Raw genomic sequence first — 13865 nt, forward strand, 5'->3', positions numbered from 1 at the left:
CGAACGGAATACGAGGAAAACCGCGCGTGACTTGACCCGCCGGAATCGAGGTGGAACGATGATTCACGCGCGCGCAAAGGCGGGGTGCGGGGCGCGATCCGCCTCCACCGAGAACTGCTCCGGGCGTAGACCGAACCCGCCTCGAACGAAAGACACCGGTGGAGATCACCCTCATCGTGTCGCTGGTCATCGTACTGGCGCTCTTCTTCGATTTCACGAACGGCTTCCACGACACCGCGAACGCGATGGCCACCCCCATCGCGACCGGCGCGCTCAAGCCCAAGGCCGCCGTACTCCTGGCCGCGATCCTCAACCTGGTCGGTGCGTTCCTGTCGACCGAGGTCGCCAAGACCATTTCGGGCGGCATCATCAACGAGGGCGACGGCGGGGTGCTTATCACACCCGAGCTGATCTTCGCCGGTCTCATCGGCGCCATCGTGTGGAACCTGCTCACCTGGCTCTACGGCCTGCCCTCCAGCTCGTCGCACGCGCTCTTCGGCGGCCTCATCGGTGCCGCGCTCGTCGGCGCGGGCATCGGTGCCATCAACTTCGGCGGGGTGCTCTCAAAGGTCATCATCCCCGCGCTCGCGGCCCCGCTCACCGCGGGTCTCGTCGCCTTCGTCGCCACCAAGATCGCCTACGCGATCACGCGCAGGCACGACGGCAAGAAGGACGGCCGCGGCCACTTCCGCTACGCGCAGATCGCGTCCTCCTCCCTCATCGCTCTCGCGCACGGCACGAACGACGCGCAGAAGACCATGGGCGTGATCACGCTCACGCTCGTCGCCGCGGGCACCCAAGCACCCGGCACGGGCCCCCAGCTCTGGGTCATCGTCGCCTGCGCCCTCGCGATCGCCATCGGCACCTACTCGGGTGGCTGGCGCATCATCCGCACCCTCGGCGCAGGCCTCACCCAGGTCAAGCCCGCGCAGGGCTTCGCCGCCGAGACGAGCACCGCCGCCACGATCCTCGCGTCGAGCCACCTCGGCTTCGCCCTCTCGACCACCCAGGTCGCGTCGGGTTCCGTCATCGGCTCCGGTCTCGGTCGTCGCGGATCCAGCGTCCGCTGGCGCACCGTCGGTCGCATCGCGCTCGGCTGGCTCTTCACCCTGCCATCGGCCGCGATCGTCGGCGCGCTCGCCGCGTTGCTCGCACAGGGCCTCGGCACCGCCGGCGTGGTCATCGACGCCGTCCTCGGCCTCCTCTTCATCCTCTTCATCTTCTGGCGGTCGAGCCGCAACAAGGTCGACCACTCGAACGCGATCAACGTGCCGGACGTCGCCGAGTCCGGCTACGCCGTTCGCATCCGCAAGCGGGGCAAGGTGAAGCCGGTCCCGACCGAGACCGGCACGATCCCGCCGCTCACCCCGATCGCGAAGTCGGCGGTGCGCTCGGATCACGCCGCCCGAGCCGCCGAGCTGGCCGCGGAGGAAGCGGCTCGCCAGATCCAGGCCGCGGAACGCGCTGCCGCACGAGCCAACAAGCGCGCCGCGCGCAAGGCCGCGGCGAAGGGAGACCAGAAGTGACCATCGACTGGATCGCGTTCCTGCAGGTCTTCATCGCCGCGCTCCTGTCGGCCTGCGTCGTCGTCGGACTCTACGCGCTCGGCATCCGCTTCCTCGCGATCCCGGCTCCGGCGCCGCTTCGCGAGGACGGCACGGTCGAGCCGAACGGTCCCTCGCGGGACGACGAGGACGACGACCTCGAGGTCTCGGGGCGCCCCACCTGGGCGCAGATCGCGGCGAACGTCTGCTTCGGCCTCTCCGCGCTCTGCGTGCTGGGCGGGATCTACCTGATCATTCCCGTCTTCCACAAGTAGGCGTCTCGGACGCTCGCTCTTGCCAGCCGCCGACAGTAGGGTGAGCGCATGAGCGACGTCGTATCGATCCCTGCCATCACCGAGATCGTCGGAGGCCTGCGCTACGGCTTCGCGCAGGGGACCACCCGGCCCGAGGCCTGGCGGCGGCTCCAGCTGGAGGGGCTGCGCCGCATGCTCGTCGAGCGCGGCTCGGACTTCGAGGCGGCCCTGCTCGCCGACCTGGGCAAGCCCGCCATCGAATCGCAGCTTGCCGAGATCGGCTTCCTCGTGGCCGAGATCGACCATGCCCTCGGCGAGCTGGGGCGGTGGATGCGACCCCGCAGGGTCGGCGTTCCGCTCATGCTCCAGCCGGCCGCGGCCAAGGTCGTCGCCGAGCCGCTCGGCGTCGTGCTCATCATCGCGCCGTGGAACTACCCGCTGATGCTCGCGCTCTCCCCGCTGATCGGGGCCCTCGCCGCGGGCGACGCGGCCGTCGTGAAGCCGAGCGAGCTCGCTCCCGCGACCTCGAGCGCGATCGCCCGCCTGCTGCCCGAGTACGTCGACCGGCGCGCGGTCGCCGTCGTCGAGGGCGGGGTGCCCGAGACCACGGCGCTGCTGGCCGAGCGCTTCGACCACATCTTCTACACCGGGAACGGGCGGGTCGGACGGATCGTCGCGCACGCCGCGGCCGAGCACCTGACGCCCGTCACCCTTGAACTCGGCGGCAAGTCGCCGGTCTACGTCGACGACTCCGTTCCCTTGCCCGCCGCGGCTCGGCGCATCGTGTGGGCGAAGTACCTGAACGCCGGTCAGACCTGCGTCGCCCCCGATTACGTGCTCGGCACCGCCGACGTGCTGCGGCGGCTCGCTCCCGCGCTCTCGGATGCGATCCACGAGCTGTACGGCAGCGCGGTCGCGCAGAATCCCGATTACGGGCGGATCGTGAACGACGCCCAGTTCGAGCGGCTCGTCGGCTACCTGCGCGACGGAGAGATCGTGGCCGGCGGGCGCAGCGACGCTGCGGATCGCTTCATCGAGCCCACCGTGCTCCGCGGCGTATCGCCCGATTCCGCGGTGATGCGCGACGAGATCTTCGGGCCGATCCTGCCGCTCGTCGAGGTATCGGGTCTCGACGAGGCTCTGGGCTTCGTGAGCGGGCGCGACAAGCCGCTCAGCGCCTACGTGTTCACCGAGCGGGCGGAGGTGCGCCGCCGCTGGGAGCGGGAGACGAGCTCCGGTGCGCTCACCTTCGGTGCCCCCGTGCTGCACCTCACGGTGCCCGATCTGCCCTTCGGCGGTGTCGGCCCCAGCGGCATGGGTGCGTATCACGGCGAACGATCCTTCCGCGTGTTCAGCCACGAGAAGGCGGTGCTGTCGAAGCCCCTCGCGCCCGACACCCTCGCGGCGACGATCATGCCGCCGTTCACCGGTGGCAAGGATCAGCTGGTGCGGAGGTGGCTCGGCAAACTGCGCTGAGCCGGGGCTCGGAACGAGCGGGGGCCGCGCGAACCGCGGCGCCTTCGTGCCGGGGGCTCCGGGTGCGTTCGTGCCGGTGGTCCTGACTGCGTTCGTGTCGGTGGTCCCGGCTGCGTTCGTGCTGGTGGTTCCGGTCCCCCCCGGGCTGCGTTCGTGCTGGTGGTCCCGGCTGCGTTCGTGCTGGTGGTCCCGGTCCCCCCGGGCTGCGTTCGTGCCGGCGGTTCCGGCCTCCCGGTGCGTCTGGGACCCCGGGCTCAGCTCGCCGGGTCGAAGCGCTCGGGAAGCGGGAGGTTGCCCGCGCCCGAGACGCGGACCGAATCGAGGCCCTGCCATGCTGCGGCCTGCGCGAGGAGCCGTCGGGCCGCCTCGGGGGTTCGGCTCGGGGCGCCCGGCTCCTGCCAGGCCGCCTGGACCAGGAGCTCACGCCCGGCTCGGTCGGCCTTGAGATCGATGCGGCCGGCCAGACGGCCGCCGACCATGAGCGGGAGGCAGTAATAGCCGTACTGCCGCTGCTCCTTCGGAGTGTAGATCTCGATGCGGTAGTGGAAATCGAACATCCGCTCGGCGCGCGGGCGGAACCAGCACACCGGGTCGAACGGGGTCAGCAGGGCGTCGGGTGCGAGCCGGGAGGGGATCCGTGCGTCGCGGTGGATCCAGGCGGGCAGCGGTTTGCCCGCCGCCGTGCGCCAGCCCGATACCTGCACGGGGAGCAGCACTCCCGCCTCCTCGAGGTCGGCGACCGCGAGCTTCGCCTCGCCCGATTTCAGCCGGTGGTAGTCGGCCAGGTCGGCGAGCGTGCCGACGCCGAGCGAGCGCGCCGCCTGCTCGATGAGCCGGCGTTGCGCCTCGGCACGCGGGAGCGCGCCGAGCGCGGATGCGGGCAGCACCTGCTCGGCCAGCGCGTAGCGGCGCTCGAAGCGCTCGCGCCCCGCGCTCACGACCTCGCCGGCCGCGAAGAGGATCTCGACCGCGCGTTTCGTGTCGCTCCAGTCCCACCAGGGACCCCGACGCTCGCGGGGACCGGTCTCGAGGTCGCGCACGAACTGCGGGCCGTTCTCGGCGAGTGAGGCGCGCACCGCCGAGATTGCCCCGGACAGCGCCTCGCTGCGGCCGTCGGATCGGTGCCGCGCGCGGTAGTCCTCCATGCGCCAGCCGAACAGGGGGCGATCGCCCACGGGGATGAACGCCGCCTCGTGCGCCCAGTACTCGGTGAAGCCGCCGCTCGACCACAGGTGCCGATCGAGCGCGTCGGGGTCGTAGGAGCCGTGCCGCGAGAACACGGGCAGATAGTGGCTGCGGGCGAACACGTTGACCGAGTCGATCTGCAGGACGTGCAGCCGTTCGAGCGCGGGGTCGAACGGGCGCCTCGCTCGGAGCCGCGCGCTCGCCGAGAAGCCCTGCGCGGCGAGCGCGGTGCGGCGGGCTTCGGCGGGGGTGAGGATCTCGGGCATGACGGGAGCCTATCCGCAGCCACCGACATTCCGACGCGGGCAGACCCGGTCACTAGGATGTGACCGTGGCAGACACCTCACCCCAATCCGGAGCTCCCGAGGCGGAGACCGACCGGAACGCAGCGCAGGAGCTCCCGCTCGGCGTGCGCGTCGCGGCGGCCTGGTCGTGGCGCCTCATCGCGATCGGTCTCGCGTGCGCGGCCCTGCTGTGGCTCATCGCCCAGGTCCGCATCATCGTGATCCCGGTGCTCATCGCGATCCTGCTCACGGCTCTCCTGGAGCCGATCGTGCGCTGGTTCGAGCGTCGCGGCATGCCGCGCTGGATGGGCGTCGTGGCGGCCCTGCTCACCCTCATCGCATCGGTGACCCTGCTCGTCTGGCTCATCGTCAGCCAATTCCGAAACGGGTTCGACGACGTGGCGGCGAAGGCGGAGACCTCGTTGCAGGGCGCCCTCGCCTGGCTCGAGTCCGGCCCCTTCGGCATCTCGGCCGACAAGATCCAGGGCTATCTCGACCAGGGCCTGAAAGCGATCCAGGACCACCAGTCCGAGATCTGGAGCGGCGCGCTCGGCATCGCGACCGGGGCCGGCCACTTCATCACGGGCAGCCTGCTGACCCTGTTCTCGCTGATCTTCCTGCTGTTCGACGGCAAGCGCATCTGGTTCTGGGTGCTCGGCTTCCTGCCGAAGAGCGCGCACGCCCCGGTCGATACCGCGGGTCGCGCCGGCTGGGTCTCGGTCGGGCAGTACGCCCGGGTGCAGATCCTGGTGGCGCTGGTCAACGCGATCGGCATCGGTGTCGGCTCCGCGCTGCTGGGCGTCCCGCTGGCCGTGCCGATCGGGATCCTCGTCTTCCTCGGGTCCTTCATCCCGTTCCTCGGCGCCATCACCACGGGTGCCGTCGCGGTGTTCGTCTCGCTCGTCTACAACGGCCCGATCAACGCGCTGATCCTGCTCATCGTCGTGATCCTCGTGCATCAGCTCGAGAGCCACGTGCTGCAGCCCCTCATCATGGGCAACGCGGTTCAGGTGCATCCGCTCGGCGTCGTGCTCGCGGTCGCGACCGGTGCCCTGCTCGCCGGGATCCCGGGTGCCCTGTTCGCGGTGCCCATCGCGGCGGCGGCGAATTCGGTGGTCAACGTGCTGGCGCACCGCAGATGGGAATCCGGGCGCGACCCGGTCGACGACTTCCACACCCTCGAAAAGCGCACGCGGCTCGTCAAGCAGCGGGCCAGGCACGCGGCCCGACTCGGCCGCAGGAACGGAGCAGCATGACCGAGCAGTTCGTCGCCCCCGGGCTCGAGGAATTCGAGGCTGCCCTGCCGATCGTGCACCGTGTCACGCAGCGCACCCCGCTCGAGACCTCGCGGTTCCTCGCCGAGATCCTCGACGTGCCGACGGTCTACCTGAAGTGCGAGAACCTGCAGCGCACCGGCGCCTACAAGCTGCGCGGCGCGTACAACCGGCTGTCGCAGCTCACCGAGGAGGAGCGCGCTCGCGGCGTCGTCGCGGCGTCCGCCGGGAACCACGCGCAGGGCGTCGCGTTCGCCGCCCGCGAGCTCGGCATCAAGGCGACGATCTTCACCCCGCTCGGCGTCGCGCTGCCGAAGCTGCAGGCGACCCGCAACTACGGTGCGGACGTCGTGCTCGAGGGCCAGATCTTCGACGAGACGAACGTCGCTGCGCAGACCTTCGTGCGCGAGACCGGCGCGACCTTCATCCCGCCGTTCGACCACCCGGCGGTCATCGCCGGTCAGGGCACGGTCGCGCTCGAGATGCTCGAGGTCGCGCCCGACATCGAGACCATCGTCGTGCCGATCGGCGGTGGCGGCCTGATCTCGGGCGTCGCCGCCGCGGCGAAGCTCCGCGCGGAGCGCGAGGGCCGGTCCATGCGCATCATCGGCGTGCAGGCCGAGAACGCTTCGCCGTTCGTGAAGTCGATCGTGGCCGGGCACCCCGTCACCGTCAAGACCAAGCCGACGATCGCCGACGGCATCGCGGTCGCCCGCCCCGGCGACCTGACCTTCGAGATGGTGCGCGACTACGTCGACGAGATCGTGACGGTCAGCGACGACGATCTCGCCCGCGCGATCGTCGTGCTGCTCGAGCGTGCGAAGCTCGTCGTCGAGCCGGCGGGCGCGGCCGGCGTGGCGGCCATGCTCGCGGGCAAGATCAATGCGAGCGGTCCCACCGCCACGATCCTCTCGGGCGGCAACATCGACCCGCTGCTGCTGCAGCGCGTGATCGGCCACGGTCTCGCGGCCTCCGCCCGGTACATGAAGCTGCGGATCCTGCTGCCCGACATCCCCGGGCAGCTGGTGCGCACGGCGTCGATCGTGGCGGAGGCCAACGCGAACGTCGTCGAGGTGATCCACACCCGGCACGCCACCGAGCTGCCCATCAGCGAGGTCGAGCTGGAGCTGCACATCGAGACCCGGGGGCACGAGCACGGCGAGGCCGTCGCTCAGGCGCTCCGCGACGCTGGCTACACGGTGCGGGTGGGCGAGCGGTACTAGCTGCGCTGCTGCGCCGGGCTGCGCGCTCGGCGGGGGACTGCGTTCGACCAGGGCCCGCGCTCGGCCGGGACCGAGTTCGGCCGGCTGACGCCCGAGGAGAGCACGCTTCTTCGGCGGCGGCACCCAGTTTCGGCGGGGGAACGGTGAGTCGCGGCGCGAATACGGGTGCTCTCGTCAGACACGGGTGCTCTCATGGGACACGGGTGCTCTCGTTGCGCCGGCGGAGTCGGTGTCGGTGTCGGGGCCGCTGGCTGTCCCGGAGCCGATAGCCGAAGCCGAGCCGACCGCTCTCGTGCGGGTCCGCCGCCCGCGGCCGAGTTCACCGCGGGAGCCGATTCAGGAAGCCGGCGATCTCGGGACCGTACCTGCCGGTCGCCGTCCCCGGAACCGGAACTCGGAACGCGCGCAGCCGGTCCGCGAGCCGCTCCGCAGATACGGCCTGCGCCGCACCCCAGCGGACCCCGCGCATGCCGGTCGTCCCGCAGATCCAGTCGTACCTGAGCTTCTCGGCGTAGGAGATGTCCTCTGCCGTGCGCCCCTGCCGCAGCCCCTCATCCGAGTACTTCGCGCGGCCATCGCATTCGCCGAAGAGCCCGAGCCCGGCGAATCGGAAGTCGAGGCGCAGCGTTCCGCCGTCCTCCGCCGGGACCGGAAACTGCAGCTCGGCGTCGATCCCGAGCTGCAGCAGGCGGAGCCGGCTGACGCTTTCGAGAGGTGAATCCGCGAGCGGGTGGGCCAGCGCGGCGAGCGCGCGGACGGCTCGGACGCCGCGCCCGCGTGGCAGCTGCGCGGCGCGTTCGAGCAACGCCCTCCGCCAGGCGTCCCAGCCTTCGTGATCGACGCGGTACCCGTTCCTGGCCGTTCGCCGGAGGGATTCGTCGGCGCAGGCGAGGGCCACGGCGAACGGCTCGGTCCGGGCGAGATCGAAGACCGTGCGCTGCAACGCGGTGCAGCGGAATCCCTCGACACGGGCCACCTCGGCACCGCCGATCGGGCTTCGATGCCGCTTCGTCGAGGCGGCGGAACCGTTCCGGGCGCCCGGCGGTACGGTCTCGTGCACCAGAGCCGGATCCGCGATCGGTGAGCCCGCCCGGATCCAGCGGGACCACACCGGCAGCCCGTGCAGCGTCGCCGCCGAACGGTGGGAGAGGAGCTGGCCGGGACCCGCGTGGGCCGAACCGGTACGTGCGCGCGTGTGCGCTCGGCTCGCTGCGAGGGTCGCCGCGAGGTGGCGGGTCCGATCGCTCGCTCGATTCCAGGACACCGCGTCGATGTACCAGCCCGCGCGGAGCCTCCGCAGAACGCCGGATCTGACCGCCTCTGGGATCGAACGCTCGGAGACGCCCGCGCGGACCAGACTGGCTCGGTCGAGAACCAGTGGAGCGACTTCGGCGAGGGCGGATCGAACGGACATGGAGCGATCCTGCAGCATCGCTCCGGCTGACGGAGCGGTGGAGGGGTGATTGTGGAGAACTCCGGTTGAGCCGCCGGGAAGGTGTGCGTACGTGCGTGCTGTGAGCGCCGAGCTTTCGGGGGCCCGCGGTTGCGCGTTCTGCGGGGAACCGCAGCTTCGTGGCCCGCGAGAGTGCGTCATTTCGGCGAGAGAACGGCGAGTCGCGGGGTGAACAGGGGTGCTCTCGTCGAACACACGTTTTCTCGCCGGGGCGGCGGAGGCGGTGGACGCCGGGGCGGCGGAGGCGGTGGACGCCGCGGCGGCGCCGGCGGCCGAAGCGGACCCCGGCCCGGCCCGTCCCGGCCCGGCCGAGCCCGGGTCAGGCGGCCGGCGTCGCACCCGCCTGGGTCGCTGCGAGCCGGATCGCGCGCCGCGCGTCCTCGACGGTGATGCTGCCGCCGGCGACGATGTGCAGGCCGTACGCGTCTTCGAGCGCCACGAGGTTCATGGCGATGTCGTCGAGCGAACCGGTGAGCGCGAACGCGCCCGACGCGACGCCGGCCGAGAGGATCCCGCGGTAGAGCTCGAGCTGCTCGCGATAGAGCCGCTGCACCAGCTCGTCGTGCAGCGGCGACTTGCCGGCGAGCACGTCGAACTCGTAGAGCAGGCGCATGAGCGCGTCGTCCGGGCCGCTCGGCAGGCCGGCGTCGATGGCGATGGCGAGCTGCTCCGCGGGCTCCCGCGCGGCGGCGACGAGCGCGGCGCGGTCGGCGCCGACGCGGTGCATGCCGGCGGCGTGCGCTTCGACGAGGATCGCGTCGAGGTCCTCGTAGTAGTAGAGCAGCGCGCCGCGGGTCACTCCGGCCTGGTTCGCGACGTCGGTGAGCGAGAGGTTGCGGAGGCCGTGCTCGGCTGCGGCGGCGAGCGCCGCATCGACGACCTCGATCCGGCGCTGCTTCTGCGTGCTGGGGCGTGCCATGCAGCCAGTATGCCAGCCGGTCGCGCCCGGATCGCCGCGCTCGGCGGTCCACGCACCGAGTTTCTTGACATCTGAGTAAATTAATTTACTCTGGAGTAAAAGAACTCGCCGCGCCGACCGCCAACGCACGCGGAAGCGGACGAGCAGGGGCCGCCGGCCCCAACGGAACCCCAACGCAGCAGGAGATGACATGGCCGTCGACACCCTCTACACCGGCGGACGCATCCGCACCTTCGACCCGGCCCAGCCCTGGGCCGAGGCGCTGGCCGTGACCGGCGATCGCATCAGCTACGTCGGCTCCGCCGCCGATGCCCCCGCCGCGCGCCACACCGTGCAGCTCGAGGGCCGGCTCGTCACCCCCGGCGTCGCCGACACGCACAACCACCTGCTGCTCGGCTTCGACGACCTGGCCGTGAGCCTGGACCAGGTGCAGAGCCTCGACGTCGTGCGGCAGCGCATCGCCGAGTTCGCCGAGACGCATCCCGAGCTCGACTGGATCTGCGCCGAGAACGCGCTCTACTCCGTCGTCGAGGGCCGCCGCCCGAACGCCGACGACCTCGTCGGCACGACCGACAAGCCCGTGTTCATCACGACCTACGACCAGCACTCGGTGTGGCTCAATCGCCCGGCGATGGCGAAGCTCGGGATCCTGAACGGCGGCGACATCGCCTGGGGCAACCCGGAGATCGACCCGACCACGGGCGAGCCGACCGGCTGGGTCACCGACTTCTACACGAGCGCCATGACGATCGACGGCCTCGCCGAGCTGCAGCGCGACATCCCGATGTACTCACCGGATCGTCGTTACAACAAGATCGTGAACAGCCTCGACATGGCCGCCAAGGTCGGCATCACGACCGTCGTCGAGCCGCAGGTGCCGCTCGCCGAGCTCGATCTGTTCGCCCGGGCCGAGCGCGAGGGCAAGCTGACGAGCCGCACGATCGCGGCGATCTACCACCCGGTCGGCGCCGACGGCGACTTCCGCGCCCGCATCACCGACGCGATCCGCGAGACCCCGCAGCACGAGCGCTTCTCGCTCGGACCGGTGAAGCTCTACGCCGATGACGTGATCGAGCCGCACACCGCGGCGATGCTCGAGGACTACGCGAACCGTCCCGGGCACCGCGGGCACACGAGCCTCGAGCCCACCGAGTTCACCAAGCTCTTCGTCGAGCTCGACCGCCTCGGCTACCAGGTGCACACCCACGCGACCGGCGACTGGGGGATCCGCCTCACCCTCGACTCGATCGAGGCCGCGCAGCGGGCCAACGGGGCGCGCGACGCCCGCCACGGCATCGTGCACGTCGAGTGCCTCGCGCCCGAGGATCTGCCGCGCTTCGCCGAGCTCGGCGTCGTCGCCGCGATGCAGCCGCGGCACTCCTCGCCCGACCTCGTCGCCGGCACCTGGATGGAGAACGTGGGCGAGGCCCGCTGGGATCGCGCGTGGCGCTACCGCTCCATGATCGAGTCGGGTGCCCGTGTGACCTTCTCGAGCGACTGGCAGGTGGGCGAGATGGACCCGCTCGTCGGCGTCTACGCCGCGATGACCCGTGCCCGTCTCGACGGCAGCGACGCCTGGACCCTGGGGGAGCGGCTCGACCTCGACCGCACGCTCGAGGCCTACACGACGGGCGGAGCGGAGGCGTTCCACCGCGAGGACTCGGTCGGCATGCTCAAGGCCGGCTACCTGGCGGACCTCGTCGTCTGGTCGGGCGATCTCTACGGCATGGAGCCGGCCGAGATCCTCGAGCAGAGCGCCGACCTCACGGTCGTGGGCGGATCGCCGATCCACGATGCGCACGGCGAGCTCGACGGCTCGGCCGCGGCCGTCGGGGCGAAGGATCCCGGCGGGGCCGGGCAGAGCTGCGGCGAGCCCGTCGGCGACCACCACGGCCACTCCCACGCGCACTGATCAGCCAGACCCGAACCGAGGACCCACGATGTCAACGCTGCCATCCCACTCCGCCGTCGCCGCCGGCGACGACCAGCTCGCGCACGCGATCACGCACCAGCCCGGTCGGCTCAAGCGCACCCTGAAGCTGCGCCACCTGGTGTTCATCGGGCTCGCGTACCTGGCGCCGCTCGCGGTGTTCGACATGTTCGGGATCGTCTCCGAGGCGACCTCCGGCCACGTCCCGCTGGCCTACCTCGTGGTGATGATCGCGGTGCTCTTCACCGCCTTCAGCTACTCGCGCATGGTGCGGTTCTTCCCGATCGCGGGATCCGCCTACACCTACGTGAAGGAGGCGATCAACCCGCACCTCGGGTTCCTAGTCGGCTGGGCGGCGACGCTCGACTACCTGCTGCTGCCGCTGCTCAATGCGGTGCTGTCGGCGATCTACATGGGGGCGCTGCTGCCCGAAGTGCCGTTCTGGGTGTGGGTCGTGCTCACCGTCGGGATCAGCACCGCGCTGAACCTCGTCGGGGTGAAGCTTGCGGCGAGCATGAACATGATCCTCGTCGGGATCCAGCTGGTGGTCGCGCTCGCCTTCGTGATCTTCACGCTCGTCAACATCGCCAACGGCGAGAACGGGGCCGTATTCTCGGCGACGCCGTTCTTCTCGGGCGACATCCAGCCCGCGGCGATCACCGCGGGTGCTGCGATCCTCGCCGTCTCGTTCCTCGGCTTCGACGCCGTGTCGACGCTCGCGGAGGAGGCGGAACGGCCCACGCGCGATGTGCCGCGCGCGATCTTCATCATCGTGATCGCCGCCGGCGCGTTCTTCATGACCGTGACCTACGTGATGCAGACGCTGTTCCCCGACGTGTCCGAGCTCGGCAACATCGTCGGAGCCTCGCCCACCATGGCCAAGTTCATCGGCGGGGCCGTGTTCCAGGCGTTCTTCGTCGGAGGCTACATGATGTCGGTGCTCGGCTGCGGGCTCACCCAGCAGATGAGCGCCGCGCGCCTGCTCTACGCGATGGGCCGCGACGGCGCGCTGCCGAAGCGCCTCTTCGGCGGGGTCAACGCACGCACGGGCGTGCCCGTCGCCAACGTGCTGCTCGTCGCGGTGATCGCGCTCGGCGCGGTGTTCATCGGTCTCGAGCAGGTGACCTCGATGGTCAACTTCGGCGCGTTCGTCGCCTTCGCCTTCGTGAACCTGTCGGTGATCTTCACCTTCTTCCGGTTCCTCAAGCGCCGCGGGCCAGGCCCCTGGCTCGCCTTCGTCGTGGTTCCGGCGATCGGCGTCGCGATCAACGTCTGGCTCTGGTTCAGTCTCGACGGCCTGTCGATGATCGTCGGCGGGATCTGGGCCGCGATCGGCCTCGTCTACCTCGTGATCAAGACGCAGGGGTTCAAGGCCCCGGCGCCGGACCTCACCGGGCCCATCAACATCGGGATGTACGAGTAGCGTTCCTGTACGAACCGGTCCGATTCGTCGGCTTCTCCGCCCTGGATTAGTCTGGGGGTGCTCCCGAGCGGGCGGAGAAGACCGGCATGAAGATCCTGATCGTTGAAGATGACGAGCGCGTCGCGGACGCGCTGGGGGCGTTCCTCCGTCAGGCGGGGTTCACGACCGATCGGGTCGGCAGCGGTGCGGCGGCGCTGGAAGCGCTCGGCGCCGACACCGATGCCGTGCTGCTCGACCTCGGTCTGCCCGACATGGACGGGCTCGACGTGTGCCGCCGAATCCGGGGGCTCTCGGGTGTGCCGATCATCGTCGCGACCGCGCGGAGCCACGTCGAGGAACGCATCAGGGGCTTCCACGCGGGTGCGGACGACTTCGTCGTGAAACCCTACGACGTGCGCGAACTCGTGGCACGCATCGAGGCGGTCACCCGGCGTTCGCGCACGCTGCCCATCGGAGCCGAGCACAGTTCGGGCATCTCGGTCGACGGGGTCACCATCGACCTCGCGAACCGGCTCGTGCTCGTCGACGGCGCCCCGGTCGACCTGACCCCGAAGGAGTTCGACATCATCGCGGTCCTGGTGCGGTATCCCGGTGTCGTCGTACCCCGCGACCGGATCATCCGCGAGGTGTGGGGGAGCGACTGGAACGGCTTCAACCGCTCGCTCGAGGTGCACGTCGGATCGGTGCGACGCAAGCTCGACCGTCCCTCGCTCATCGCGACGGTCCGAGGGGTCGGCTATCGACTGACGGGCGCCTGAACCGTGCGGCAGCGCCTGATCCTCGTGCTCCTGATCCCGATGACCGTGATCCTGCTCGTACTCGGAGGGGCGTACGCGTGGAGCGTCGCCCGCGCGGTCCAGGAGGAGGTGTCGAGCCAGCAGCTGGGCGACCTCAGCTACT

Annotated in this window: 11 protein-coding genes; 8 read left to right on the forward strand and 3 right to left on the reverse strand. The window is 70.6% G+C overall.

Annotated elements, in window-relative coordinates:
- Nucleotides 1–158: 158 nt before the first annotated feature.
- From AB3K78_RS01735 to AB3K78_RS01745, 3 genes are read left to right on the forward strand one after another with little or no spacing between them, the layout of a single operon-like run.
- On the forward strand, nucleotides 159–1526 hold the full coding sequence (locus AB3K78_RS01735) for an anion permease (protein WP_416445630.1): 1368 nt from the start codon (nucleotides 159–161) through the stop codon (nucleotides 1524–1526).
- A complete protein-coding gene (locus AB3K78_RS01740; RefSeq protein ID WP_416445632.1) occupies nucleotides 1523–1819 on the forward strand; it encodes a hypothetical protein in 297 nt (98 codons plus the stop codon). The genes AB3K78_RS01735 and AB3K78_RS01740 overlap by 4 nt, the downstream gene beginning before the upstream one ends.
- Nucleotides 1820–1867: 48 nt before the next feature.
- A complete protein-coding gene (locus AB3K78_RS01745) occupies nucleotides 1868–3274 on the forward strand; it encodes an aldehyde dehydrogenase family protein (protein WP_416445634.1) in 1407 nt (468 codons plus the stop codon).
- A gap of 254 nt (nucleotides 3275–3528) precedes the next feature.
- On the opposite strand, the gene AB3K78_RS01750 is transcribed toward AB3K78_RS01745, so the two are convergent.
- Complete coding sequence (locus tag AB3K78_RS01750; RefSeq protein WP_416445635.1) at nucleotides 3529–4725, reverse strand: winged helix-turn-helix domain-containing protein; 1197 nt, start codon at nucleotides 4723–4725, stop codon at nucleotides 3529–3531.
- Nucleotides 4726–4790: 65 nt separating this feature from the next.
- On the opposite strand from AB3K78_RS01750, the gene AB3K78_RS01755 reads away from it, so the two are divergent.
- On the forward strand, nucleotides 4791–5999 hold the full coding sequence (locus AB3K78_RS01755) for an AI-2E family transporter (protein WP_416445637.1): 1209 nt from the start codon (nucleotides 4791–4793) through the stop codon (nucleotides 5997–5999).
- Entirely contained in the window at nucleotides 5996–7240 is a 1245-nt protein-coding gene (ilvA, locus tag AB3K78_RS01760; RefSeq protein WP_416445639.1) for a threonine ammonia-lyase, read from the forward strand. The genes AB3K78_RS01755 and ilvA overlap by 4 nt, the downstream gene beginning before the upstream one ends.
- Before the next feature lie 319 nt (nucleotides 7241–7559).
- Here ilvA and AB3K78_RS01765 read toward each other — a convergent pair whose 3' ends face one another.
- Together AB3K78_RS01765 and AB3K78_RS01770 are read right to left on the reverse strand one after the other, a co-directional pair.
- Entirely contained in the window at nucleotides 7560–8654 is a 1095-nt protein-coding gene (locus AB3K78_RS01765) for a hypothetical protein (protein ID WP_416445641.1), read from the reverse strand.
- Between the two features lie 358 nt (nucleotides 8655–9012).
- Entirely contained in the window at nucleotides 9013–9612 is a 600-nt protein-coding gene (locus AB3K78_RS01770) for a TetR/AcrR family transcriptional regulator (protein WP_416445643.1), read from the reverse strand.
- Between the two features lie 190 nt (nucleotides 9613–9802).
- Here AB3K78_RS01770 and AB3K78_RS01775 point away from each other — a divergent pair, with 190 nt between their 5' ends.
- The 3 genes from AB3K78_RS01775 (at nucleotide 9803) to AB3K78_RS01785 (ending at nucleotide 13723) form a co-directional block, all read left to right on the forward strand.
- A complete protein-coding gene (locus AB3K78_RS01775; RefSeq protein WP_416445645.1) occupies nucleotides 9803–11524 on the forward strand; it encodes an amidohydrolase in 1722 nt (573 codons plus the stop codon).
- Nucleotides 11525–11552: 28 nt separating this feature from the next.
- Nucleotides 11553–12965, forward strand: a complete 1413-nt coding sequence (locus AB3K78_RS01780; RefSeq protein ID WP_416445646.1) for an APC family permease — start codon at nucleotides 11553–11555, stop codon at nucleotides 12963–12965.
- A gap of 86 nt (nucleotides 12966–13051) precedes the next feature.
- Complete coding sequence (locus AB3K78_RS01785) at nucleotides 13052–13723, forward strand: response regulator transcription factor (RefSeq protein WP_416445648.1); 672 nt, start codon at nucleotides 13052–13054, stop codon at nucleotides 13721–13723.
- The last annotated feature ends 142 nt before the right edge of the window (nucleotides 13724–13865 follow it).

It is taken from the genome of Leucobacter sp. HNU, from assembly GCF_047946755.1.
GTDB lineage: Bacteria > Actinomycetota > Actinomycetes > Actinomycetales > Microbacteriaceae > Leucobacter.

Bases quoted from the DNA above. Each gene is read 5' to 3' on its own strand.
- AB3K78_RS01745 (WP_416445634.1), top strand. From the start codon at position 1,868: ATGAGCGACGTCGTATCGATCCCTGCCATCACCGAGATCGTCGGAGGC.
- AB3K78_RS01750 (WP_416445635.1), bottom strand. From the start codon at position 4,725: ATGCCCGAGATCCTCACCCCCGCCGAAGCCCGCCGCACCGCGCTCGCC.
- ilvA (WP_416445639.1), top strand. From the start codon at position 5,996: ATGACCGAGCAGTTCGTCGCCCCCGGGCTCGAGGAATTCGAGGCTGCC.
- AB3K78_RS01765 (WP_416445641.1), bottom strand. From the start codon at position 8,654: ATGTCCGTTCGATCCGCCCTCGCCGAAGTCGCTCCACTGGTTCTCGAC.
- AB3K78_RS01770 (WP_416445643.1), bottom strand. From the start codon at position 9,612: ATGGCACGCCCCAGCACGCAGAAGCAGCGCCGGATCGAGGTCGTCGAT.
- AB3K78_RS01775 (WP_416445645.1), top strand. From the start codon at position 9,803: ATGGCCGTCGACACCCTCTACACCGGCGGACGCATCCGCACCTTCGAC.
- AB3K78_RS01780 (WP_416445646.1), top strand. From the start codon at position 11,553: ATGTCAACGCTGCCATCCCACTCCGCCGTCGCCGCCGGCGACGACCAG.
- AB3K78_RS01785 (WP_416445648.1), top strand. From the start codon at position 13,052: ATGAAGATCCTGATCGTTGAAGATGACGAGCGCGTCGCGGACGCGCTG.